Source organism: Desulfitibacter sp. BRH_c19, assembly GCA_001515945.1.
Taxonomy (GTDB): Bacteria; Bacillota; DSM-16504; order Desulfitibacterales; family Desulfitibacteraceae; genus Desulfitibacter.
In genome coordinates, this window is the sequence record LOER01000041.1 from 23,058 (window position 1) to 48,247 (window position 25,190).

20 protein-coding genes and 1 pseudogene are annotated in these 25,190 nt (G+C 33.9%); 1 reads left to right on the plus strand and 20 read right to left on the minus strand.

The features are described from left to right. Nucleotides 1-69 precede the first annotated feature (69 nt). The 3 genes and pseudogenes from APF76_15965 to APF76_15975 form a co-directional block, all read right to left on the minus strand. Complete coding sequence (locus APF76_15965) at nt 70-987, minus strand: UTP--glucose-1-phosphate uridylyltransferase (GenBank protein ID KUO49298.1); 918 nt, start codon at nt 985-987, stop codon at nt 70-72. Between the two features lie 13 nt (nt 988-1,000). Then, a complete protein-coding gene (locus tag APF76_15970) occupies nt 1,001-2,167 on the minus strand; it encodes a UDP-glucose 6-dehydrogenase (GenBank protein KUO49299.1) in 1,167 nt (388 codons plus the stop codon). Between the two features lie 65 nt (nt 2,168-2,232). Beyond that, nucleotides 2,233-3,244: pseudogene (locus APF76_15975) on the minus strand (capsular biosynthesis protein CpsI). A gap of 311 nt (nt 3,245-3,555) precedes the next feature. Between APF76_15975 and APF76_15980 the strand changes: the two are divergent. Then, nucleotides 3,556-4,797, plus strand: coding sequence for a transposase (locus tag APF76_15980; GenBank protein ID KUO49300.1), 1,242 nt, complete (start codon nt 3,556-3,558; stop codon nt 4,795-4,797). Between the two features lie 125 nt (nt 4,798-4,922). Here APF76_15980 and APF76_15985 read toward each other — a convergent pair whose 3' ends face one another. The 17 genes from APF76_15985 to APF76_16065 all read right to left on the minus strand — a co-directional run bounded on the left by APF76_15985 (nt 4,923) and on the right by APF76_16065 (nt 24,887). Beyond that, nucleotides 4,923-6,116: a (4Fe-4S)-binding protein gene (locus tag APF76_15985; protein KUO49301.1), complete on the minus strand. Its 1,194-nt coding sequence runs from the start codon at nt 6,114-6,116 to the stop codon at nt 4,923-4,925. A 30-nt stretch (nt 6,117-6,146) separates the two neighbouring features. Further along, complete coding sequence (locus APF76_15990) at nt 6,147-7,664, minus strand: polysaccharide biosynthesis protein (protein ID KUO49302.1); 1,518 nt, start codon at nt 7,662-7,664, stop codon at nt 6,147-6,149. Between the two features lie 3 nt (nt 7,665-7,667). Continuing rightward, on the minus strand, nt 7,668-8,789 hold the full coding sequence (locus APF76_15995) for a hypothetical protein (GenBank protein ID KUO49303.1): 1,122 nt from the start codon (nt 8,787-8,789) through the stop codon (nt 7,668-7,670). Between the two features lie 47 nt (nt 8,790-8,836). Beyond that, nucleotides 8,837-10,024 carry a hypothetical protein gene (locus APF76_16000; GenBank protein KUO49304.1) on the minus strand — a complete coding sequence of 396 codons (1,188 nt, stop codon included), beginning with the start codon at nt 10,022-10,024 and terminating at the stop codon, nt 8,837-8,839. A 60-nt stretch (nt 10,025-10,084) separates the two neighbouring features. Beyond that, nucleotides 10,085-11,356, minus strand: a complete 1,272-nt coding sequence (locus APF76_16005; GenBank protein KUO49305.1) for a hypothetical protein — start codon at nt 11,354-11,356, stop codon at nt 10,085-10,087. After that, nucleotides 11,353-11,580, minus strand: a complete 228-nt coding sequence (locus tag APF76_16010) for a hypothetical protein (protein ID KUO49306.1) — start codon at nt 11,578-11,580, stop codon at nt 11,353-11,355. The genes APF76_16005 and APF76_16010 overlap by 4 nt, the downstream gene beginning before the upstream one ends. 117 nt (nt 11,581-11,697) lie before the next feature. Continuing rightward, a complete protein-coding gene (locus APF76_16015) occupies nt 11,698-12,252 on the minus strand; it encodes a hypothetical protein (protein ID KUO49307.1) in 555 nt (184 codons plus the stop codon). A 297-nt stretch (nt 12,253-12,549) separates the two neighbouring features. Next, the gene (locus APF76_16020; GenBank protein ID KUO49308.1) at nt 12,550-13,665 is read right to left on the minus strand and encodes a hypothetical protein; all 1,116 of its coding nucleotides are present in this window, start codon (nt 13,663-13,665) and stop codon (nt 12,550-12,552) included. 551 nt (nt 13,666-14,216) lie between these two features. After that, complete coding sequence (locus APF76_16025; GenBank protein KUO49309.1) at nt 14,217-14,939, minus strand: hypothetical protein; 723 nt, start codon at nt 14,937-14,939, stop codon at nt 14,217-14,219. Between the two features lie 109 nt (nt 14,940-15,048). After that, nucleotides 15,049-15,351 (minus strand): hypothetical protein, encoded by a 303-nt coding sequence (locus APF76_16030; GenBank protein ID KUO49310.1) that lies wholly within the window; start codon nt 15,349-15,351, stop codon nt 15,049-15,051. Nucleotides 15,352-15,566: 215 nt separating this feature from the next. Then, a complete protein-coding gene (locus APF76_16035; protein ID KUO49311.1) occupies nt 15,567-16,886 on the minus strand; it encodes a UDP-N-acetyl-D-galactosamine dehydrogenase in 1,320 nt (439 codons plus the stop codon). 16 nt (nt 16,887-16,902) lie between these two features. Further along, on the minus strand, nt 16,903-18,150 hold the full coding sequence (locus APF76_16040; GenBank protein ID KUO49312.1) for a glycosyltransferase WbuB: 1,248 nt from the start codon (nt 18,148-18,150) through the stop codon (nt 16,903-16,905). A gap of 4 nt (nt 18,151-18,154) precedes the next feature. After that, the gene (locus APF76_16045; protein ID KUO49313.1) at nt 18,155-18,772 is read right to left on the minus strand and encodes an acetyltransferase; all 618 of its coding nucleotides are present in this window, start codon (nt 18,770-18,772) and stop codon (nt 18,155-18,157) included. Nucleotides 18,773-18,805: 33 nt separating this feature from the next. Beyond that, on the minus strand, nt 18,806-19,438 hold the full coding sequence (locus APF76_16050; GenBank protein ID KUO49314.1) for a sugar transferase: 633 nt from the start codon (nt 19,436-19,438) through the stop codon (nt 18,806-18,808). Nucleotides 19,439-19,440: 2 nt separating this feature from the next. Further along, nucleotides 19,441-20,556: an aminotransferase DegT gene (locus APF76_16055; GenBank protein ID KUO49315.1), complete on the minus strand. Its 1,116-nt coding sequence runs from the start codon at nt 20,554-20,556 to the stop codon at nt 19,441-19,443. Between the two features lie 145 nt (nt 20,557-20,701). Next, complete coding sequence (locus tag APF76_16060; GenBank protein KUO49316.1) at nt 20,702-22,993, minus strand: hypothetical protein; 2,292 nt, start codon at nt 22,991-22,993, stop codon at nt 20,702-20,704. 31 nt (nt 22,994-23,024) lie between these two features. Further along, complete coding sequence (locus tag APF76_16065) at nt 23,025-24,887, minus strand: polysaccharide biosynthesis protein (GenBank protein KUO49317.1); 1,863 nt, start codon at nt 24,885-24,887, stop codon at nt 23,025-23,027. Nucleotides 24,888-25,190: the final 303 nt, after the last annotated feature.

Genomic DNA, 25,190 nt, shown 5'->3' on the forward strand with positions numbered 1-25,190 from the left:
CACAATTGACACCCTAGGTGCAAATTTAAAAAGCCCACCACATTTAAGTGATGGGCCTAAAATACACACTCAGCTCTTTTCCTTACCTACTGCAACCTCGTCAACTATCGCTGCTTTAGTCTCCTTTTCAACGATCCCCGTTAAGTATTTAAGAAAATCTTCTCTCAGCTCATTTCTTTTTAATGCAAATTCCACAGTAGCTTGTAAAAAACCAAGTTTGTCTCCTACATCGTATCTTTTGCCTTTAAATTTATAAGCGTACATGGCCTCTTCCCCTGCTAACTCCATTAATGCATCGGTAAGCTGAATCTCTCCACCCTTTCCTGGTTTAGTATTTTCAAGAATGCCAAATATTTTAGAATTAATAATATATCTACCTAAAATAGCAATGTTTGAGGGGGCTTCTTCTACAGAAGGCTTTTCAACTAGGTCTTTTACCTTATATACCCTATCCTCTATCTGGTGCCCTTTTACTATTCCATATTTATTTACATCTTCTGTGGGCACTTCCTGGACACCTAGAATAGTTACTTTATACTGTTCATACATCTCAATCATTTGCTTTAAGCAAGGTGGCTCTCCATCCACAATATCATCACCTAAGAGTACTGCAAAGGGCTCATTTCCTATAAAGCTCTTAGCACAGTAAATAGCATGTCCTAGACCCTTAGCCTCTTTTTGCCTTATATAGTGAATATTTACCATGTCTGAAATTTTCCTTACTTCTTCAAGTAAGTCCATTTTTCCTTTTTTCTCAAGTTCAAGTTCTAACTCTATAGACCTATCAAAATGATTTTCAATCGATGTCTTATTTCTTCCAGTAATAATCAGGATTTCTTCTATTCCAGAAGCCACAGCTTCTTCGATGATAAATTGAAGAGTAGGCTTGTCCACTATTGGTAGCATCTCTTTAGGTTGGGCCTTTGTAGCCGGTAAAAATCGTGTCCCTAATCCTGCTGCTGGTATAATTGCCTTACGTACTTGCATTGGTTGGTTCCTCCTAATCCCTACTAAATATATCTCTAGTATACACCTTATCTGCAACATCTTTAATATCATCTGATAATCTATTTGCCACAATAACATCTGACATTTTCTTAAACTCATCAAAGTCTTTAATTACTCTAGAATTATAGAATTCATCTTCCTCAAGCGCAGGCTCATATACTACTACTTCGATACCCTTAGCTTTAATCCTCTTCATAACTCCTTGAATAGCTGACTGTCTAAAGTTATCAGAATCCATTTTCATAGTAAGTCTATAGATACCTACTTTCTTAGGCTTCTTTGCTATTATCCTATGAGCAATATGGTCTTTTCTTGTCCTATTAGAATCAACGATTGCTGCCATAATATTATTTGGAACATCAGCATAATTGGCAAGAAGTTGTTTGGTATCTTTCGGAAGACAGTAACCTCCATAACCGAAAGAGGGGTTATTGTAGTGACCACCTATTCGTGGGTCGAGGCATACACCTTCAATAATTTGTTGGGTATCTAATCCTCTAATTTCTGCATATGAATCCAGTTCATTAAAGAAGGCTACTCTCATGGCAAGATAGGTGTTGGCAAATAATTTGATCGCTTCTGCTTCTGTTGAATTGGTAAACAAAACATCAATATCTTCTTTTAGAGCACCCTCTGCTAAAAGATCAGCAAACTTCTTAGCTCTTTCTGACTGCTCACCTACTATAATTCGTGAAGGAAATAAATTATCATATAAGGCCTTACCTTCTCTTAAAAATTCTGGTGAGAAGATTATGTTCTCTGTATTAAACTTCTCTCTTACTTCTATCGTAAAGCCTACAGGTACTGTCGACTTAATAATCATTACCGCATCAGAATTGATGGATAGGACATTGGCAATCACAGATTCAACCGTTTTAGTATTAAAGTAGTTCTTCTCTGGGTCATAATTGGTAGGTGTAGAGATGATAATATACTCTGCATCTTTGAAAGCTTCATAATTGTCTGTTGATGCAGTTAAGTTTAATTCTTTTGTGGCTAAAAACTCCTCAATCTCTGCATCTGCAATTGGAGACTTTCTATTGTTAATCATGTCTACTTTTTCTTGGATTATATCCAAAGCGATTACTTCATTATGTTGGGCTAAAAGTACTGCATTTGATAACCCCACATAGCCTGTTCCTGCTATTGCTATTTTCATTTTGAGCATACCCCCTTGTACTTATTTGTTATTAAATTATATCTAATTCGTTTAATTAATTGCATCTATTTGTAGCATTGTAACTTACAATCCTTATACCACTCTACAAACTTCAATAGACCCTCTTCAATACTAGTAGATGGTTTAAAGTTAATATCCTTTTCAAGATCAGATACATCAGCATAGGTTCTCATTACATCTCCTGGCTGGATGTCCATATAAACCTTCTCTGCCTCTTTACCAAGAGCCTTTTCTAAAGCATTGATGAATCTCATAAGCCTTACTGGATTATTGTTTCCGATGTTGTAAATCTTGTAAGGTGCAAAGCTTGTACTTAAGTCATCCACACTTTCATCACCAGTCCTTATTGGTAACTGGTGCCTTATCAATAAGCTTCACGATGCCTTCTACAATGTCATCAATAAAAGTGAAGTCTCTTTCCATCTTTCCGTGATTGAAGACTTTGATAGGCTTGCCTGCTAAGATGTCTTTCGTGAATGATAAGTAAGCCATATCCGGTCTACTATAAGGTCCATAAACTGTGAAGAATCTAAGACCAGTTGTTGGGATACGATAAAGATGGCTATATGTATGGGCCATCAGCTTATTTGACTTTTTCGTAACAGCGTAGAGAGATACTGGATGATCCACATTTTGATTTGTAGAAAATGGGTGCTACCTTATTACCACCATAGACAGAGCTTGATGAAGCATAAAGTAGATGCTTTACTAGGTAGTTTCTGCATGCTTCAAGGATATTCATAAATCCAATTAGGTTAGAACCCACATAAGCATAGAGATTCTCAATAGAGTACCTCACTCCTGCTTGAGCCGCTAAATTTATGACTTGAGTTGGATTCTATTGGGTGAATATGCTGTCGACTTCAGCTTTATTTTTTAAATCTACTTTATGAAACTCAAGGTTGTCGTGTTGTTTTAGTCAGTCTAGTCTAGACTGCTTAAGACTTGGATCATAATAGTCGTTTAAGTTATCAATCCCAATTACTTGATAGGATTGATCTAGTAATTTTTTTAAAGGTGGAAACCTATGAAGCCGGCTGCACCTGATATTAGTATTTTTCATGTTTATAACCATTCCTTTCGCTTCGCTCAAGGCACAAAACGTAATGAAATGTCTTGGCTTCGAGCTACTCATTCTATTATTCTATAGCCATAGGGATAACAGTTAACTACAAATCACGGGGAGGTGAGTGGGCTACTCCAATTTGGATGGACCGCATGTTTATATGTGTAGATTGCCTTTCCAAGCACAAATAAGTGTGACATAAGAGCACGCAGACTTATCTTTGTATAAACATTACTCATTTATTGCTGGGCAATCAGTCAATGCTGTCTATTCCTGTAATTCTTTGAAAGGGGTTTTACCTATGGCTTTAAAAATTATTTACCCAATCTGTTGTGGAGTTGATGTCCACAAAACTTTTGTTGTTGCTTGTATTGCATCTACCAACAAAGGTGTTACTACCTACAAACGCCATCGCTTTTCTACCTATACAAAAGGGCTGAAAGAGCTGTCACAGTGGCTTTGTGAGAATAACTGTAAGGATGTTTGTATGGAATCTACCGGAAAGTACTGGATTCCAGTATTTAATGTTCTTGAAGATTCCTGTAACATAACTCTGGCACATCCCAAATATGTCAAGGCAATCCGTGGCAAGAAAACTGACAAAAAAGACGCTAAATGGATTGCCGATCTATTCAAGCATGACCTTATAGCTGGAAGCTTTATGCCTCCTCTTGCTATCAGGCAGCTTCGTGACCTTATGCGATACCGTTTTAAACTGACTAACTTTATGTCAAGCGAGAAAAACCGTCTTCAAAACTCTTTAACCGTTTCCAATATTCAGCTTGCTAACGTTGTTTCTGATACTTTTGGCAAAAGTTCCATGAACATTATTGAAAGAATTTTGCTAAATCCTTTGGATAAAAGTTTTGACATAGAACCTCTCATTCACGGTTCTATGAAAGATAAACTACCAGAACTCGAGCTTGCCATCGATGGTTTTATCACGCCTGAACAAGCTGAAAAAATTAAAGTTATCAAACAACACTACGAAGATCTTAAGTCTCGTAAAGATGATCTTGAAAGAATTATTCTTATTCTTTCCGCGCCCTACTCTGAAGAAATTAATCTGATATTAACTGTTCCGTCCTTTAAAAACATCTTTTCAGCTATAACAGTAATCTCTGAAATAGGCGTCAATATGGACGTGTTCCCGACAGCTAAGCATCTATGCTCCTGGGCAGGGCTTACACCTACCAATAACGAAAGTGCCGGAAAGAAAAAGTCAGTAAGGATTTCAAGGGCCGGTTGTTACATTAAGCCGCTTCTGGTACAGTGTGCTACCGCTGTAGTTAAAAGCGATAAGCATCCTGAAATCCGTAACCGCTACTTAAGAATTAAAACGCGTCGTGGTCATAAAAAGGCAATTATTGCTATTGCAAGAATGCTACTTACGGCTATTTACAATATCCTCAAAAAGAAGGAACCGTACAATGCTGATTTGTATAGACAATCCGATGTTCTTCCAGTAAACCGTGAAATCACGGTAGAGCAAGCATTACTATTGGCAAAAAATCAAGGTTACCGTATTATGGCTGCGTCTTGATTTCTGGTTAATCAAGGTCTTTTTAAGTCATTAACTGATGGCTTATTTGCTATGCCCTTTTAATTTGCAGGTACCCTAGTTAACTATTTCAGGCTTAAGTGCTCCTTACTTTTATCGTAAAAACTCTATCTTATCAATTCTTTAATCACTTTCACTAAGCCTAATTTAGTTGCTAGCTTTTTTACAATTGATCTAAATTTTCTTTTAACTGTTATTGATAACTTATCAGCACAGTACATTTTTACTAATCCATCAAATGATAATGAATCTAAATTTTTCAAAAAATTATCCCGGTTTGTATTAGGTATAGGGGATTTAATCGCTGCAGAGTTATATTTAACAGCTTCATTACTATCCACTTCTTGATATAACATACCATCCTTTATTTCTTCAAATAAGGCTTGACCAGTTTGACTATTAACAAATACCAATGAGGTTCCCTTATCGTCATCCATTTCAGGCAATATATTTTGAATTCCCCAAAAATCTGCAAGTGTAATATCACTCTGACGATTCAGTCCCTTAAATTCACACTCATGGCAAGAAGGTCTTACACAAACATCTTTCAAAAATGCCCTCATATATAAATCTTTACGTAAATTTTGACGATACTCTGTATTGTTCTTGAATAAGAATGATACAGAGTATCGCTTCCAGCCTTCATCCTTTCGCCTGAAAGCGATTCTTTGTGTTTGTGAACCCGCTTCAGTTTCACGATATTCTACATACTTTCTCCATACTTTTGGCGAAGGTACTCCATGACAAATTATATCTATAGTTACTAGATTATCATATATTTTCCCAAGATAAGACTTCAATCCTGCTATCTGACAAGGCGTACCCGCAAACAAAACCTTTCGTCCTGCATCTAAAAATTCTTTAGCTTGATTATATGAATTGCCGATCTTACTTTGTAAATATTTAGATCCTCTAAGCTTACTAAGCTCTTCTTTTGTTTCAGAAAATTCATGTTCTAATTCACATTTATCATTAAAGCTCGCGCCAAAAACAACTCCACATTGATCAATCATTATTTCTGCAATCAATGAAAATATTCCGCCTGAAGAGCTATCCAACCTAATCGTTTCATTATTATTAATACAAGAATACGCAGTCGGATTATTGTCTACTTCTGCTTTATTGATTATTGGACATACATCTATACATCTATTACAGTTAATACATAAATTATAATCAACTATTGGATATAAAAACCCTTCTTGATCTGACTCCATAGAAATACAACTTTTAGGGCATATACTCATACATGCATGACATCCCATACAATCTTTTTTATTTTCTATTTTCTTATCTATCATATTAATACCACCAATCGATAATTCATTAGATTATTTTCTTATTACTAGTCTTTTTATTGGATTTCCTATCAAGTCTTTCTCAGATTGATTCATTCCAATAAGCCACATTGAAATGCTAAAAACTATAACATAAACTATTCCAAACCCTAAAAAATTAACTAATTTGTATAAATCAATAAATCTATTTATCATAATACCTACTAATACTGGTATTACTAAAGCAGGGACAAAACTAAGTATCTTTTTCCAAAAGAATTTCATATCTAATCCTACCTTGTTATGGTAATACCAATTCATAATAAGTCCATTTCCAATTATAAGTGCTACAGCTGTACCAATTGCCGCACCAACTCCACCGAACATTTTTGATAGTGGAATAGTTATGCCTAAATTTGCTAAAGCAATAAAAAAGTATACCCAAGACCTAAATTTATGTATGTTTTGTGCGCGTTGTATTTCTATGCCTATATTTTGAATAAGTGGAATAGTGACAGGAATTACAAGTAATAATACTATTGGATATGAATTGTCATAATTATTACCTGCCCACAAATTAATAAAAGGTCTTCCAAAGAAAACTAAGCCACTTGAAATTAAGGAAAGCAGGATAAACTGAACTCTTCCAATCTTCGTAAACAATTTTGTTAAATCATCATTATTTACAGAGTTTGCCACTAATCTATGCACCCTAGGAATAAACACACTTGATATCGCCGTAGCTATTGATAAATAATAAGTGTTCAATTGTGATGCCAATCCATATACTGCCACAGAAACTGTTCCATAAAATCTTCCTAAAATAAACTTGTCTACATTCCAGTTAATTTGATCTATTAATAAGTTTATAAAAATAAATGAAGAAAACACAGTCATTTCTTTCATCAGCCTTAAATCAAAGTCACTAAAAGAAAATCTCATTTTAAGTTTTTTAATACAATAGATTGCGTTAGCTATCTCAATCGTAATATTTAGAAATGTAGTTGCAACAACCATCCCTACTGAGCCATATCCTAGAATTAGTAAAGGTAAGACAACGAAAGGATTAGCTACTGTTTTTATCATTTGAACTAGTTTTTGAAACACAAATTTTTCATTTGCTGTTATATGTGAGGTAAAGACTATGTTAGGAAAAGATATTGCTAAATTAATTACAAGAATCAGCATCAATATTTTTGCTCTAGATAATTCTACACTTGTCAACTCGGAACCAAATATTGTTTCAGTATTAATTGCTAATATCGTTCCAGAAATTACGGCTATCAATCCTATTACAGAAAAAATAATTAAAAACATACCGTTCAAAGTAGTAATTTTTTCTCTATCTTCTTGAACTTTATACCTTGAATAGTACCGCATATAAGCACTGCCAAACCCAAAGTTTAATACGCCTAAATAAGCGACAACAGATGCAACTAGATTATAAAGACCATATTCACTTTGTCCCAACAACCTTAACATTAGGGGGGTATAAATTATGGAAACAATATATCCTAAACCCATAGACATATATGATAAGGCAGCTCCGGCCTTTAGTTGATTTACTTTCATGGTCTAATTCGCATCCTTAGTCTCCAAAGACTTTTTTAAATAGTCTAGTGCCTTTTTTCTTTCGACATCTAATATCTGAGATACATGAGAAAAATCAATTTTGAATACATCATCTCCCCATGACATGTTCTCAACTTTCCTAGAATTCAATTTGAATTTATTTAAAAGTGTATCAATTCTAGAATACATTGAAGTAGAACCTATCCTTTCAAACACTATAAAAGGCTTTTCTAAAAGTATTGAAAAAACTGCTCCATGAAATGAATCTGTACAAAATATACTACAGTCATTAATATAACCTATAAATTCACTAGGACCTGTCCTATAAGTTTCCTTTTCTCTAATATCCCCCAAGTTAATTTCTTCCAACTTATTTTCTTTAACAATATTTTTGATTTGTCTTTTATAATTATCTGGTATACCACCTAAGAAATAGGTTAATAAATATTTACCCTTGGGCTTGTTACCAGCTTCTTTAGCAATAGACAGCCATTTATCCTTGGTAAGGAGTAATGTTGGATCAACTAATACTGGTGCCTGCCTTCCAGTTAGTTTCTTTATTATCTTAGCACCATCATCTTCCCTAACAGATAACTTATGCATACCAGAAAGGCATTTTTTGTAGTTTTCTATATATTCCGGTTTAATTTCAGACACACCAAAACTTGGTGCATAGGCTATTCTTTTATGTTTTTCTGCGAAGGTTAGAAAATAAATAGAGGAACCATGAAGATTTTGTGGATTCCAAACCTGATCACTCCCGGTAACAAAATAATCATATCGTTCAGATAAGTTTCCTGAAATATCACTTTTAGAAATAGCATAGTCAGTTTCTTTTATGTAGTTTAAAGTAAAGCTTTTAAATTCTTCAGTTCTTTTTGCAATAGTATCTTTTCTTATATTTCTCCAAATTCTATAGTAAGTTTTAATATATATATCTTTAATACTATTCTTTCTTAGATTATTAATTCTTTTTGCTAGGCTTGCCCCACCTTTTGCTCTATCATTAATAATTGTCTCACAATAAAACCCCAAATTTTCTAGCACTTCTTGCATTGCATAATTTTGCAATCTATTGCCATAATTAAAATAACCATTCAATGTTAATATTGCAATTTTCCTCATAGCTCTGCTCCTGTTATTCTCTGAATTTTTTATAATTAACGCCATTATTATCCATATTTTTTGATTCTTTCTAAAAATTTGGCTGCTAAATCTTCATGATTTAAGGCACTTGCAGTATCTATTGCATTATATATGATTCTTTTTTTATCTTTTATGTTTAGCGTAATTGCTTTTTCTAAATTTACTTTTAAATTCTCTACGTCATCTGGAACACACAAAAAACCATTTTCATCATCAATTATAACTCCATCAATTCCCTCACCCTTAGAGCCTATGGTTATACATCCTTTTGCCATGGCTTCTACATAGACTAATCCAAATGTTTCGGGTGAACTGACCATTGCAAATATATCTGCTTCTTCCATTAACGCTAGTGTTTCATCCCTAGTTTTTTCACCTTCAAAATAAATATAATCTTCACTCCCTAGTGCTTTAACTTGCTTTTCTAGCCTTATCCGTTCAGGTCCATCTCCTATAATTTTCAGTATATAACCTTTTTTGTCTTTTATTCGTACAAATGCATTTATTAGTACATCTACTTTTTTTAATTTTTTCAAACTAGATGCAATAATAATAATTTTATTAGGATTTGCAATTTTTCTTTCTAACTTATTACTATTTATAATATCTGTTTTATTAATTCCAAATAATATCTTATAGTAATCTTTTTCATTTTTATTTCCACCATATAATTTTAAAAAGTTTTCTTTGATTTTTTTTGATCTAAAAACTATTTTATCTACATTTTGATCAGTATTTATAAATCTTTTATAATTTTTATTCTTAGATAGATAAACTATATCAGAATTGTGTAAGCTTGCTAATAAAACACTATGACATGCCCTTGCAACTAATTCCCCTATATAAATCGATGGATTTAACATATCACATATTATTATATCTGGGTTACCCTCGTTATTTATTGTTTTTATGATTTTCTTTGAGACGAGTCTTATATCTTTATTCCGATAACTTATTTTAGGAATTTTAGGTATAGGTACTCTGTAAATATTGACATTATCTAAAATAAAACTTTCTTCATACGCAAACTGATTCATTATCTTTGTTTTTTTTAAACATTTAAATATATTAGGGTAATATGGCCATAGTCTTATTACTTTTAATTCATTTTTTTTAACCCATTCCTTTGCAAAATTATGTACGGCATGTGTGGCTTGTATATTAGATTGATTTACATACCCAGGATATAGTGTTGTAATTAAAAGTATCCTCATTCTTATTCCCCTCATAGATATAATATTGTTTCTATATATTAAAATATTTTAGTATTTGAATTATATTTTCTTGGTGATTTTATTATCAGGTATTAAAGCTGCCAAAATCATTATTAAAGGCATAATTTGAAAACAATTGTAAATAATAGCTGGTATCATATATACTGCACTTCCAGTTAATATGGAAAAATATAGATATTTAAAAGAATTACCTTTACTTTTAATAACGGGAAATATAAAAATGAAAACAATATAAATCGTACCTATAATTCCATATCTTTTTAAAAATAGCAACCACTCATTATCTACTGAGTGTTCATATTCAATTGACTTAGCAGGTCCTAGCCCAAATATTGGACTACTTTTGAAGCGTACAATATGTTCTTCCCAATTTGAGAGTCTTGCTTGAAAACTTGAATCTGCTCCTATATTAATCCCCCTCATAAGTCTCCAAGTAAGCTCTTGGGGCAGGAAGTTGAATATTATAATGCCGATAATTATTAAAAATACAACGGAAAAGATAACAACTTTTACTACTTTTAAATCAACATTTCCTTGAAGAAAATTACTTATATTAGATTTAAATACATATAAAAAGGTAAACATTATTATACCAACACTCATAAAAAGAAATCCACTTCTAGATAGGGTCATAAGTACTCCAACAATAAACACCATCATATATAAGATATTCTTTTTCTCTTTGGTATTTAAATATAAACCCCAAGACAATACAGCCCCTATTCCTGGCATAACTGCATATTCATTAGGATTAGATGTCATGCCAATTACTCTTGGAAAAGGATAATTATTAACTAAAGTTCTAAATTGGGTAGGTGCTATTATTTGAACGTATTTTTCATTTAGATTAAATAAATTAAAGTATTGTTGAGTCGCAATTGCCACAGATATTAATAAAATAAAAATTGTAAATTTTAAAACTTTAAGCTTATCTTTTTCATTTTTAAATGTCAATAAAGTAATTAAATAAATTCCAAGATAAATAAAAATTTTATATAACTCAAAGTAATCCCTAGGTATAACCTTTACTCCCTTAACCGAACCCACCACTATGGAAATAATTATAAAAAAAGAGAAACATAGATATAGAACTGGAAACTTTATATTTTGTCTATTTATTCCAGTTTTCTTTCTTAACATTAGTTTCATGTACAAAAAAATTGCATAAATAACTACTACAATTTGTTCTACTCTAAATGCTGGTATGCTAGTAATTCTAATATCAGGAATTAATATTACTGAAAAGATTATTATATAAATCATCCACAGGTTATTGGATGAATGTTTTTCATAATTATGCCTACCTATCATAAAATTCTCCTATATTCCATAATTATTTTTTTAGCAACAGCTTCTGATGAAAACTTTTCTTTTATTTCTGTCGCTATGCTCTTCCTGTCATCTACATTGTTGTACATATATCTCATAGCTTCTATTAATTCATTTTTATCATCCACTTCAATTAATAAACCATTTTTATCATTAATAAATATTTCTGGTCCTCCACATTTAGTAGCTATAACTGGAACTCCCATAGCCATTGTTTCTATATAAGCCACGGCCAAATGTTTCGGACTGAGATGCTAATACAAAACAGTCGCTTTCCTTTAATTTTTTTGATATTTGCTCCCTTGAACATAGTCCCATTAATCTCACCTGAAAATTAAATTATACTTACTTATTAATTCTTCTAACATTTTTCGTTTAGGGCCTTGTCCAAATATAGTTAATGTTACATTTGGATTTTTATTAAAAGCCTTGTAAAATGCTTCTATTGTTAGATCCATTCTTTTTATATCAATTAAATTTCCTGTAGAAACAAAATTAAATATATTATTTGTATGTTTATCCTCATAATGAAATATTTTTAAATCCACTATATTAGGTATGTACGTAGAACTAATATTAAACTTTTTCTTTATTACGTCTCCTAAAGATGGACTAACCACAATTAAAGAATCTGCATTTTTATAAACTATTTTTGCCATTTTATGCAATTCCTCACTTATAATTTCCTTGTTAATTTGAGATGAATGTTCTGTTATGACTAGGGGTATTCCGGTTTTATCCTTCAGTTTAGATGCAGAATATGCAGATCTAGTAAAATGAGCATGTAATACATCAGGTTTTCCTTGTTCTTTAACTATTACTTTGAATAATATATTTAAAACTAAGTCGCTAAATATCCTAAGTATTCTTTTAGGCACTCTACCTAAAGAAATATTTAGAGAATAGATATATACCCCATCATTTTTTTCTTTAACTATACCCCATTTTCTCCACCTGCGAAATGAACGTAAATCAATAACTGCGTAAACTACTTTATGACCTTGTTCTCTTAGTGCTTTGGCCTGATCAAATTCGAATATGCAATTTGTTTTATATATATTTGTTGGATACCTCTTGTTATAAATAATGTGTACATACTTAACCTCATTTATATTAGATTATAGTATACTTCATACTTAATACATAATTCCTATTATAAATTTAGATCTAAACCATCATACAATTTGAGAATATAGATTGATATACTCCTGTGATATTTTAGTCCAATCAAATTTATGTGCATTTTTAATGCAATTGTTAGATATATTATCATAATTAATTATAATATCTTGGATTCTACCTGCAATTTCTTCATAATTAAAACAATCTACATTATAGCCTACTTCACCTTCTTCAAACCGCCCATCAAATCCTTGTCCTCTAGTATAAATAACAGGCAACCCTTGACTCATTGCTTCAGGATAGACCAAGCCAAATGTTTCAGTTATTGACGGCATGATAAAGATATTATTTTCTCGATATATTTTAAGGAGCTTTTCTTTTGGAATAGGAGAAACATATTTTACAAAATCGTATGCAATAATTTCTTCATAGATTTCTTTGTCAGCTATTTTACCGACTACAGTAAAACGGATATCATAGCCTTTTTTTCTAAGGATTTGTATTGCCTTAATTGTTGCTAAAACATTTTTCCGCTTACTTACTGCACCTACATGTAACAGCCTGATTTTTACTTTTGATTCTATAATTCTTAAAGAACTTATATTTTCTAACCAAAATTTACTAATTCCATTAGGTATAACATGTGATTTTAACAATACTGTGTTTTTATACTTGTCTTTTACATATTTATTAATTACTTTATCTCTATATGAGCTTGATAAAAATACAATTCCATCAGCTTGCTTTAATATTTTATTGCCCAAACTCCTTAAGTGAATCATCTTTTCAAAAAATGTATTAACATCTGTATCTCTAACTGCAACTATATATGGAATTCCGTATTTCTCTTTTATTTTCATTGCAATATAACCATTTGAAAACAAAGAGTGTGCATGTAAACAGCCGTATTTATTTACATCAATCTTTTTTGTGATATTTTTAAGTATTTTTATATGTTTAACATGGAATACATATCTGTCAACTTCATTATAACATTCAACTTTTTTTACATGTTCATCATTTTCATATTGACATTCTTCTCTTGCAACATATCCCCTTGATACCGGAACATAAGTAAATACATCTAATTGCTGTTCTAGTAAAGATCGCTGCAATTGTTTATGAACAGTAGAACTATAATAATATGAGTTAATATTTAATACCTTCATAATAGAAACCTACCCATTCGTCATCATTTCCTTTTCTCAAATTTATCTCGTACTCTCCGCTTTTTCCCAAAAGGGCTTAGATTTACCCGTTAATTGATTATAAGTGCCAACTATTTGTGCGATTAAAGTCATACAGTAATAGTAAGGATAATAAAATAATTTATTGGTAAATCCAAATATTAATTTCATAAGTGCTAAAATATAAAAAACGGTCTGTACTAAAAAAGTCAACATAAAAAATTGAGGCATTCTCCATTTTCTGGACACCGTTTCGTGAGCATACCTTAGCATTACATTAGGTTTTACTTATTTAACCCTAATAGCTCACATTTTCTATGGTTTGGAAATTTGCTTTGGATATTATACTTAAATTTCAAGCAATACTAAGGGGAAATGCGCCCTTGACATCACAAAAAATTTAAGTTCCCTTATAATTAGGCAAATCTTCCAATGTATTTTTATGCTACAAGATCTTCAGTAAAGATTTTCTTATATGCTGCCGGCGTAATCCAGCCTAATGCTGCATGCCGTCTCTGTCTGTTATAATAGACCTAAATATATTCAAAGATAACCTGTTTAGCTTCATCTCTGTTTTTAAAATAATAAAAACTGGTACATTCACATTTTAAACAGCTAAAGAAATTCTCTGCTGGAGCATTATCATAAGGATTGCCCTTACGACTCATACTTTGCCTTATATGGTTATTTTTTAGAAGGCTCTTGAAATCATTAGAACAGTATTGGCTACCTCTATCAGAGTGAAATATTAGTCCTAATTTAGGGGTTTCTCTTCTAAGTGCCATTTTCATAGCGTTTATTACGAGCTCTTTGGTTATTCTATATCCTATGGCATAGCCTACTACATCTTTAGTGCATAGATCTTTTACTATGGCTGTATATAGCCATCCCTCTTCAGTCCAATTATATGTGATATCTCCTACCCATACAGTATTAGGTAGGTCTGCATTAAAGTCTTGTTCCAATAGGTTTGGAGCTACTGGTAAATTATGCTTGCTGTTGGTAGTTGCTTTCCATTTAGCTTTACGCTTTGATTTGATGCCGTTTCCTTTCATTAATCGATATACTGCCCCACGGCTACATGGTATAGCTTCTTTTACTTCGGTACAGATAGGGTCTACTCCCCATACTGGGTGCTTGATATGTGTTTGCTTAATGATACCAAGGATTTTCTTGTGTTTTTTATCTCTATTAGATAGGGGCCTATCTATCCAGTCGTAGTAACCGCTCCGGGATACTTTTAAAAGATTGCACATTTTCTCCACAGAATGCCTGGATGCATGAGCTTTGATAAACTCATATTTCTTACTAACTGTAGCTGCTCCTATGGTTTTACGAAAATGGCTACCGACTTTTTTAGGACATCTACCGTATCATTAGCATCTTCATGACTTTGTCTCTATATGCTTTTGACAAAAAGATTATCCTGTCTGCATTTTCTAGTATTTGAACTCCTAGCCTTCTTAAATGAATCATATACTTGAAGAATATGTTTACATCTGTATTCCTAACAGCAACGATGTACGGTTTCCCAAATTTTCGTTTCAAATTTAGGGCAATATATCCATTAGAAAATAATGAATGCGCATGAACAACCGAATAATCATTAATTCTATATTGTCTTACAGCGTCTTTAAAAATCTTAATGTGTTTTAAATGAAATATCAATCTGTCGTACTTTCCATGATTTTTTCTTATATTTGTATACTTCCCAAGATTGATATCAGTTTGTTTATAGGATTATGATACAGGCACAAAGACATCAATATCAAGGCCACTATCAATTTGTTTGTCGAATAAATTTTTGTAAAATGTACTCCCACTATAATATGAAATGATATGCAGTATCTTCATGCTTGTCTCCTCTTCACGGCTTTAATTTCCTATAATCTCCAGTAACTATAGCCTTTTTCTTCAATCTCTTTTCTATCTAATATACTTCTGACATCAATAAGCACTTTATTTTCATTATCAAAATCGACATATAAGGAATCTATTTCATCCCAACTCATTTGTTTAAATATATCATGAGCAACAGCTAGTACTAAACAATCAGCATTTTCAACTTCTTTAATATCAACTATATCAATACCATATTCACACTTTGCTTCGTCTGCATCAGCTTCTGGGTCTACAACTATAGGATCGATGCCATACTCCTTTAAACTATCAATGATATCTATTACTTTTGAGTTTCTTGTATCCGGGGTGTTTTCTTTAAATGTCATTCCAAGTATAACAATTTTTGACTGCTTGACCACTTTGTTGGCTAAAATCAACTTTTTGATAATAGCATCTGCTACGAACTTGCCCATTCCGTCATTAATTTTCCTTCCTGATAATATAATCTGACTGTGATAACCTAGTTTTTCGGCTTCATATACAAAATAGTATGGATCAACACCAATACAATGACCTCCAACAAGCCCTGGATAGAACTTAAGCGCATTCCATTTTGTGTTCATTGCATCAATGACCTCTTTTGTATCAATTCCCATACGATCAAACACCATTGCAAGCTCGTTCATAAAAGCGATATTAATATCTCGTTGGCTGTTCTCTACAACTTTTGCAGCCTCTGCTACTTTAATTGAATTAGCTCTATGTACACCCGCTTCAATTACCAACTCATATACTTTTGTTATATCTTCGAGGCTTTCGGCATCCATTCCCGATACAATTTTTACTATCTTCTCGAGTGTATTTACCTTATCACCTGGATTTATTCTTTCAGGAGAATATCCAATCTTAAAACCAACACCACATTTTAAACCTGATTCTTTCTCCAAAATTGGTACGCATATATCCTCGGTAACACCTGGATATACTGTGGATTCATAAACTACAATAGATCCTTTGGTTAGATTTCGACCAACAATACAGCTCGCTCCTTCAACCGGAGATAAGTCTGGCGTTTTATCAGAATTAATTGGTGTGGGAACTGCTACAACGTGAAACTTAGCCTCTCTGAGTTTAGTTTCATCTGCTGTAAATTCTACTGTAGTTCTATTAATTTCCTCATTGCCTACTTCATTAGTAGGATCAATTCCTGATTTATATAATTCTATCTTCTTTTCATTCAGATCAAAGCCTATTACGTTCACTTTCTTTGCAAATGCAACTGCTATTGGCATACCAACGTAACCCAAGCCGATAATAGCAATTTTTTCTTCTTTTTTTACTAACTTTTCATATAGATTCATTATAACCTCTCCTTGTTTATACGCTTTCAATTAGATCAACCAGATTATTCGTTAATTTACTAAAGTCAAATTCGTAGGCAGCTCGTCTTGCGTTCTGTCCCATTAGAAAATTTTCCTTTTCATCTTCACACGCTTTTAGAACTGCCTTAGCTATTTCTTCTGCGCTTTGGACTGGAGCACTTATACCACAATTATATTTATCACATATGCTATAACCTGTTGAATACGTCTGAACTATGCACTTACCCGCAGCTAAATACTCGAAAAATTTATTTTGACTTTGTCCGTATTTATCTAGCGAAGTACTAGAATTATGAAGTATATTTACGTAAGCCTTTTTCAATACGTATGGAATAAACTTTTTTTCTACCCGGCCTTTGAAAGTTATATTATTGATTCCTTCATCCTTACACCTTCGCTCAAGCACTTCACATTCATCGCCGGATCCATATAATAAAAATCTAATTTGAGCATGCCCTTTTTCTTGGATTATTTTGGCCGCGTCTAATAAAAGGCCTAAATTATTCACTTTTCCTATTGAACCAGCATAAATAATATTTTTATAATTTCGATTATCTAAGTCTGGATCAACTATCTTATTTTCTTCACTATTCCGGTCAAAAGAGTCAACAATAACTCCATTACTAATGTGTTTTACTTTTTCAAGATCAATCTGCTTATCCCATCCTCGATCTGAGATATATTCTTTGCCGCCTTCCCAGGTCATAATGATCGAATTCGCATTTTTATAAATCCATTTCTCGCCCTGATAGAGTACCCTAGCAATAACACTATTACGTTTTAATGATCCATAAGCCACTATGCTTTCCGGCCACAAATCTCTAACTTCACATATACATGGAATGCCTAATTTCTTAGCAAACTTGATCCCTGCTACTAAAGTCAATGGATGGACACTTGAGGCAAGAATAACATCTGGTTTACCATGCGTTTTTGCATATTCCCTTGCCACCGCAAAAATATTTCTATAGAAAGCGATCATATTCAAAATACGCTTCTTGCCATTCCCTTTATAGTCGGGAGCTTTAACAAACACAAAAGGTATATCATTTTTTGGCTCAGTAATATATTTCTCCCCTTTGGTGTCTATGTTTTCATTAGAAAAATGATTAGTTGACGCACAAAAAATTGTAGGTTTGTACCCCAATTTAATTAAGTATTCTGCAAACCAATAGTGCCTTCCGGCCTTATCAAAATACATATTAGTTGCGTAATGATTCCATATCCAAACATTCTGCTTCATACCGCTATACTCTCCTCGCCGGAACCCCAACATATGTCCCTGGTTCAGTAATATCCTTAACCACTACAGCACCTGCACCCACTTTACACTCACTACAGATGTTTAAGTTATTACTTACTATACTTCCAATCCCGAGCCAGGACCTTCTGCCTATACATACGGCACCGGCCAGATTAGCCCCAGGGGAAATATGCACATAATCTTCAATCACACTGTCATGATCCAAAGTCGCTCCCGTGTTTACAATGCAGCCTTTTCCAATATGAGTAGAACTGTTAATTACAACTCCTGCCATAATAGCTGTTCCTGTTCCGATCTCAACATCGGTTCCAATGACTGCACTTGGATGTATTAGAGTCGCCATAGAGGCACCTTCTATTTTAAGCCTTTCTTGCGTCTTCTCTCTTGTAGCGTTATTACCGATAGCCACAAAGATAGCTGCATCTTTTAGGTATGTAAAAGCATCATCAGACTTACCGATGACTTTAAGCCCCATACATGACTTAATTGAATCATCATCGTCTAGAAATGCTATGCTTTGCCATTTATCCATTTTTATTGCGATGTCAGCGACTACTTTTCCATGTCCACTAGCACCTATAATCAAAAGTTTTTCTTTCATGGCTACACTCTTTCCTCTCGGTTGGTTATTTCTCTAATGATTTAAGCTTCTTCCTTTGAAAGGTTCCATTGTTGCTGCAGAATCTGAGTTGATTCCTTCCCTAACAAAAACCTTTTTGATCGTAAGGAAAATAATCTTCCAATCCCCAATAAAAGAAACATTGTCTACATACTCAACATCCAGATTAAACTTATCTTCCCAGCTAATAGCGTTTCTTCCGCTTACTTGCGCAAGACCCGAAAGCCCTGGTCTTACTTCATGCCTTCGTTTTTGGTGATCGCTATACAGTGGTAAGTATTGAACTAATAAAGGCCTGGGACCCACAACGGCTATATCTCCTCGAACTATGTTCCATAACTCGGGAAGTTCATCTAAGCTTGTAGTTCTCAAAAGTTTTCCAAACCTCGTTAACCTTACACTATCAGGCAGTAATTCACCATTCTCGTCTTTTACATCTGTCATAGTTCTAAATTTATACATAGTGAAGATCTTCTCTTTGAACCCTGGTCGCTCTTGCTTAAAAATGATAGGACGGCCAAGCTTTGTTCTCACCAGGGTTGCTACGATAAGCAAAACTGGGCTTAATACAATAAGTGCTGCCAAGGAGAGGATGAAATCTTGGGGCCTTTTGATTAATCTTTCATACAAACCTCTTTTACGATCCATATTTACTCCCACAACCCCTTAACAATCCCACATATGTTCTCAAGATCTCCATCCGTCATCTTTGTATCGGATGGCAAGCACACCCCATTCTCAAAGAGCTTTTCACTTACATCTGAACCAATATAATTATACTCAGCGAAGAACGGTTGCATGTGCATCGGCTTCCACATAGGTCTTGACTCGATATTCTCTTTCTCTAATGCTTCCATCATATCAAGAGGTCTTACTTTCCCATTCAACGTCATGACACTCAGCCAGTAGTTTGGCTCATTCCAGTCATTGATTGGCATGAATTCAACGCCTTCAAATCCACCAAATTCTCGCTTATAATATTCAAAGATATATTTCTTCTTAGCCACTCTCTGATCTAATACTTTTAATTGACCTCTACCAATCCCAGCAACGACATTGCTCATACGGTAATTGAACCCTAATTCGCTATGCTGATAGTACCTTGCTGCATCTCTGGATTGGGTAGACCAGAATCTAACTTTCTTAATCTTTTCTTCATCATCAGAAACTAGCATCCCTCCACCAGAAGTAGTGATGATCTTATTTCCATTAAAACTGAATACACCAAATTCACCAAAGGTTCCAGTATGTTTTCCTTTGTAATAAGCACCTAAAGATTCAGCTGCATCCTCAATTACTGGCACATTGTACTTCTCACAAATTGCCATGATCTTATCCATATCCGCAGATAAACCATATAAATGCACAACTAAAACAGCCTTTACTTTATCACCATACTTTTCGAAGGCTACCTCTAATGCTTTAGGACACATATTCCAAGTTTCGTAATCGCTATCAATAAATACAGGAGTTGCATTTTGATAGATAATTGGATTGGCTGTAGCAGAAAAAGTAAGGGTAGGACAGAATACGATATCCCCTTCACCAACACCAAAAGATTTAAGGGCTAAATGGATTGCTCCAGTTCCAGAAGTTAGCGCTGCAGCATGTTTTGAACCAACTTTAGATGCTAGTTCTTTCTCAAATTCATTTACATTCGGACCTAGTGGTGCTACCCAGTTTGTGTCAAACGCTTCTTGTACATATTGCATTTCATAACCTTCATCACTCATGTGTGGGGATGAGAGGTAGATTTTTTTTTGCATTTTCCAAAACCTCCAGTTCTTTTGGTTCCCCTAAAGTTATTGGTGAATACCAATTCATCGCACCTCGGAAAGTGAATTTCATATAGTTTTCAGAATACAGGTATCAGAATAAGGTCTATAAAATAAAAATCTTAACTATTTCATATTACCTATTCCACCAAGCTTCTTGCATGTTGCTAATTGCATGGAAGTTGTTCTCAAATTCTGGGTGCTCTGCTTGAGCCCTTTCATAAAGCTCAGCCATTTCTTGGTTTTGGCCTTGTCTTTCTTTTAGAAGTGCAAGCCACCATAATGCTTCATTATTGCTCTTGACAGCTACATTGAAATACTCCTCAGCTATTTTAAGATTATCAGTAAAGTAATTTCCTATCCCAGCATATAGGTAAATATCCGCTGAAGCTCTAAGTCTATTACTCCTCCACAGGCTGTTTTCCCATTCCCCCAATGACCCCATTTTGGCTGATATTTGGTCTGGGATAGTACTTGCCTTATTCAGGTATGCTTCAGCTAAGTCATAGTCACCACTTTCCATTGACATGATTGCTCCATAATAATACATCTGGGCAAGATCATTCCATGTTTCCTGGTGCCACCTATTGCTATCTCTGGAAAGCTCCATGTACTCAACTGCTTTGTCTATATTATCTAAATTAAAATAAATCTGAGAGGCCTTTTTATATACTTCTGAATTATATTTATCTCTTTCAACTGCTGCTAATAAATACTCCTCTGCTTTCACTTCTTCTCCTTGACTTAGATAGAAATTAGCAAGATCTATTCTATAGCTCGCTGCAAATGGGTCATAGGTTCTTGCCTTTTCAAAATAGTTGATAGTAGCCTCCATGTTGCCAGAGCGATATGCCTCTAAGCCCTTACTAGCATTGCTGCTTGCGATAGCTAAAGTAATGGGCAAAACTAATTGCAAAATAATGAATACTGCAGACAGGACAACTACAGGAACTGTAGCCCCTTTAAACCATGTTTTATTCGGATACTGCTGACTATATATACCTGCCGTTATTCCAAAGAGAACAAAGAGTACTATGGTAACTGCACTTAAGGAAAAGTCAAAATCAATAAAGGCATGGGCTCCCAAAGATATGACACCTACCATAAGTGCCCATTGGATATTCTTTAGATTATCATCTACAACCTTTAAAAGCCTGAAGCCCATATATAACATGGCAAACCAAAGACCTACAAAAAAGGTTAAACCTACATAACCAACCTGCATCAATGTCTGAGCAAAGTCATTGTGTACCTGGGTACTTTGATAGTAATAGCCCTGGAAGTGGTGATAGGATGCCTCCCAGGCTCCTCCCCCTAAGCCAAAGATAGGGCTTTCTTTAACCATCTTGAACGCCTCTAAGGGCCAATACACCCTTGAACCTAAACTACTATCATCAAGAGATATTGTTGCAAGCCTGTTTGTAATATCTTCTGGCAAAACATACTGCCAGCCTAAAAAGCTTATGGCTATTAAAACTATCATGACAACTAATAAGATTTTACCCTGGGGTAATTCAGACTTTATAATCCCCTTTTCTCTTATTATATTTAATCCAAGCTGAGCAACGATTACTACAGCTAAACCAATAAAAAACCAAAGCCATGCAAGTCCGATTTTATCCTCAACAATATTAGGAATAAGTCCATTATTTGCAATTAAAGAACCAAGCAATACAAATACCCAGAAAAAAAATGCCTCAATCCTGTATTTTAACCATGGATTAGCCAAGGTTAAAACTAGCATAATTGGTAATAGTAAAAACGCACCCCTTGAGTTAGTCCCAAAAAACACAACCATCATAATATATGTTAAAACTATATATCCATATTTATAATGCTTCTTTGAGTTCTGCCATAAGCCTAGGGCTAAGATCGATACTGCCAAAAGATAGCTTGCTAGTGTATTCGGGTATTGCAAGGTAGAATATATACGATTATCCACAAATCCGTCCTTAATACTGATCCAATCCATAGCACTAAAAATACCCGCCAAGGCTACACCAACTGCACTAAGGATAATTACATTAAGCAGCGAAACACTACTTTTGTAATCAATAACAAGTCTGCTGGCAAGCCAGAAAACATTAAAATACAACATGTACTTTATAATCTCTACTATAGCAAGTTTTTGGTTAACTGCTCCGAAATAAGCTATGATATAGCTTAATAAAAGACCTAGTACAAACCAGTCTAGTGGATTGTTGAGAATATCCACCCCTTCATCTTTTACTTTAACAAACCACCATAGGCTAAAAACAATGAGTGCAAATATTAATGCTGTATTTTGTTCAGTATTAAAAAATAAGCCTCTAAAATATGGAGGTAAAAATATTAATCCCCATAGACCCACAAATGCCAGCCAATAAAGAAAGCTATCTTTTTGTTCTCTTGTGTCAATCTTTTTTCTTTCTCTTTTCCCCTGTTTCATTTGGCTTCCCCCAATTTATCTATTATATAAATCATCCTATTTTCTCGGCCCTATTTTCTTCGCGAAAGTCTGGCAAAAATGCCTTTAAAAATTTAATAGTTTTATTATTATCAGTTGGGTATTTACCAGCACGTAGATCGGCCATAGTTTTTTCTATTAAGCTGTCATTGAGATGGTTTGGCTTTGCAACAAAAATCCTTTTATGAGTTGTGGAATTTACTCCTTCTTCTGCAGTTAGAAGTTCTTCGTATAGCTTTTCTCCAGGGCGAATTCCCGTGACAACAATCTCAATATCCTTTCCAGGTTCTAACCCTGAAAGTTTGATAAGACTCTTGGCTAAATCCATAATCCTAACTGGTTCACCCATATCTAATACAAATACTTCTCCACCTTTTGCCATTGCTCCAGCTTGTATAACAAGCTGAACTGCCTCAGGTATGGTCATAAAATATCTAATCATTTCCTCATGGGTTACAGTAATTGGTCCACCCTCTGCTATTTGCTTTTTAAATAAGGGCACCACACTTCCTCTACTACCAAGCACATTACCAAAACGCACAGCAACAAAGTTTGTTCTGCTGGTTTTGTCCAAATGCTGAATAAACATTTCTGCTACCCTTTTACTTGCACCCATGACACTACTAGGATTGACAGCTTTATCTGTTGAGATTAAAACGAATTTTTTTGTTCCGCAAAGGTCAGCTGCATAAGCAGTATTATATGTTCCACGCACATTGTTCTTAATTGCTTCTTCAGGATTGGCCTCCATCAGGGGAACATGTTTATGAGCAGCAGCATGAAAGACCACTTGTGGGTTATATGCCTTAAATATTTGCTCTATTGCCTGCTTATCCTTAACATCTTTGGTTAGGGGAAGTATTTCAAGATGAGGATTTGTTTGTCTAAGTTCCATTTCTATGTCATACATGTTATTTTCACAGTTATCAATCAATAGTAATTTTGATGGCTCAAAAGTAATTATCTGCCTGCACAGCTCTGAACCTATAGAGCCCCCTGCTCCTGTCACAAGAACCACCTGATTTTTTAGATATTGACATATTTCTTCTAGATCTACCTTAACAGGATCTCTACCGAGCAGGTCTTCAACCTGCACTTCTCTAATATGATTAACAGTAATATTACCTTCTACAAGGTCATAAATTCCTGGCAGGGTTTTTACTACTGCCTCTGTAGTATGACATATATCAACTATTTCCCTTATCTCACTACCTTGTGCTGAGGGGATTGCTAAAATGATTTCTTCAACCCCAAGTTTTTGAACTACTTCAGGAATTTTATCTCTACCGCCTAATACTCTTAACCCTAAAACCCGCAAATTTTGTTTATCCTTATCGTCATCAATAAAACCTACGATTTTGATTTCTTCTTTATAATGTCTTCTTAACTCTTTGGTAATGATTACTCCAGAATCTCCAGCCCCTATAATGAGAATATGCTTGCCTCCATTTTTAAAAATATTGTAAAGGTGATCATCTCTAAGCAGCCTCCATGCAAGCCGAGACCCTCCTACAATCAAAATAATGAGCATCCAGCTTAATATAAAGACGCTTCTTGGTAAGGGCAGACTCCCACCTTCTATAACAAAATAGGTTAGAGAAATGTTAATAATGGTACCTGCTGTAACTGCATAAACAATGCTTATTAGTTCACCAATACTAGCATATTTCCAAACTCGATTGTATAAACCAAATAAATAAAAGCAAACTATGCGAATTACAGTAAAGATAGGGGCAAGATTTAAAAATGATTCCAAATACTGAGCAGGGATAGTACTTACCCCTTCAAAACGTATTATTAATGCTAAGAATAACGCAGCATTGACAAAAATAATATCAATTAATATTAAAGCAAATGTACGTAAGTATTTAAACATATGTATGGCACCTCAATAATCTATGTAATAACAAACCGCTACAAGAATTTCTACAAAAAGTTACTTAATTCCTGCTAGGTTTTACAGGTATTCTTAAACCCTCTGTATTTTAACTGGAAGAACTAAAAAATCATCCATTCTTTATAAACGGATGAATTTTCTTTGCCTTATTTATATTGAATATTCACCTTGCTATTAATTATAAGCTTTATGGCATTAAAAGGTGTTAAATCCACCACATCAAGATTGTTTTTTCTTAAAAGGGCCTCTTCTCTTAGCTTCTGCTTTTTTCTCTCACGCTGC

What these genes read in the sequence shown, in the direction of transcription:
- APF76_16035 (KUO49311.1), bottom strand. Translation starts at nt 16,886, where the DNA reads ATGAATCTATATGAAAAGTTAGTAAAAAAAGAAGAAAAAATTGCTATT.
- APF76_15990 (KUO49302.1), bottom strand. Translation starts at nt 7,664, where the DNA reads ATGAAAGTAAATCAACTAAAGGCCGGAGCTGCCTTATCATATATGTCT.
- APF76_15980 (KUO49300.1), top strand. Translation starts at nt 3,556, where the DNA reads ATGGCTTTAAAAATTATTTACCCAATCTGTTGTGGAGTTGATGTCCAC.
- APF76_16045 (KUO49313.1), bottom strand. Translation starts at nt 18,772, where the DNA reads ATGAAAGAAAAACTTTTGATTATAGGTGCTAGTGGACATGGAAAAGTA.
- APF76_16020 (KUO49308.1), bottom strand. Translation starts at nt 13,665, where the DNA reads ATGAAGGTATTAAATATTAACTCATATTATTATAGTTCTACTGTTCAT.
- APF76_16025 (KUO49309.1), bottom strand. Translation starts at nt 14,939, where the DNA reads ATGTGCAATCTTTTAAAAGTATCCCGGAGCGGTTACTACGACTGGATA.
- APF76_16065 (KUO49317.1), bottom strand. Translation starts at nt 24,887, where the DNA reads ATGTTTAAATACTTACGTACATTTGCTTTAATATTAATTGATATTATT.
- APF76_16050 (KUO49314.1), bottom strand. Translation starts at nt 19,438, where the DNA reads ATGGATCGTAAAAGAGGTTTGTATGAAAGATTAATCAAAAGGCCCCAA.
- APF76_16040 (KUO49312.1), bottom strand. Translation starts at nt 18,150, where the DNA reads ATGAAGCAGAATGTTTGGATATGGAATCATTACGCAACTAATATGTAT.
- APF76_15985 (KUO49301.1), bottom strand. Translation starts at nt 6,116, where the DNA reads ATGATAGATAAGAAAATAGAAAATAAAAAAGATTGTATGGGATGTCAT.
- APF76_15970 (KUO49299.1), bottom strand. Translation starts at nt 2,167, where the DNA reads ATGAAAATAGCAATAGCAGGAACAGGCTATGTGGGGTTATCAAATGCA.
- APF76_16005 (KUO49305.1), bottom strand. Translation starts at nt 11,356, where the DNA reads ATGATAGGTAGGCATAATTATGAAAAACATTCATCCAATAACCTGTGG.
- APF76_15965 (KUO49298.1), bottom strand. Translation starts at nt 987, where the DNA reads ATGCAAGTACGTAAGGCAATTATACCAGCAGCAGGATTAGGGACACGA.
- APF76_16000 (KUO49304.1), bottom strand. Translation starts at nt 10,024, where the DNA reads ATGAGGATACTTTTAATTACAACACTATATCCTGGGTATGTAAATCAA.
- APF76_16010 (KUO49306.1), bottom strand. Translation starts at nt 11,580, where the DNA reads ATGGGAGTTCCAGTTATAGCTACTAAATGTGGAGGACCAGAAATATTT.
- APF76_16060 (KUO49316.1), bottom strand. Translation starts at nt 22,993, where the DNA reads ATGAAACAGGGGAAAAGAGAAAGAAAAAAGATTGACACAAGAGAACAA.
- APF76_15995 (KUO49303.1), bottom strand. Translation starts at nt 8,789, where the DNA reads ATGAGGAAAATTGCAATATTAACATTGAATGGTTATTTTAATTATGGC.
- APF76_16055 (KUO49315.1), bottom strand. Translation starts at nt 20,556, where the DNA reads ATGCAAAAAAAAATCTACCTCTCATCCCCACACATGAGTGATGAAGGT.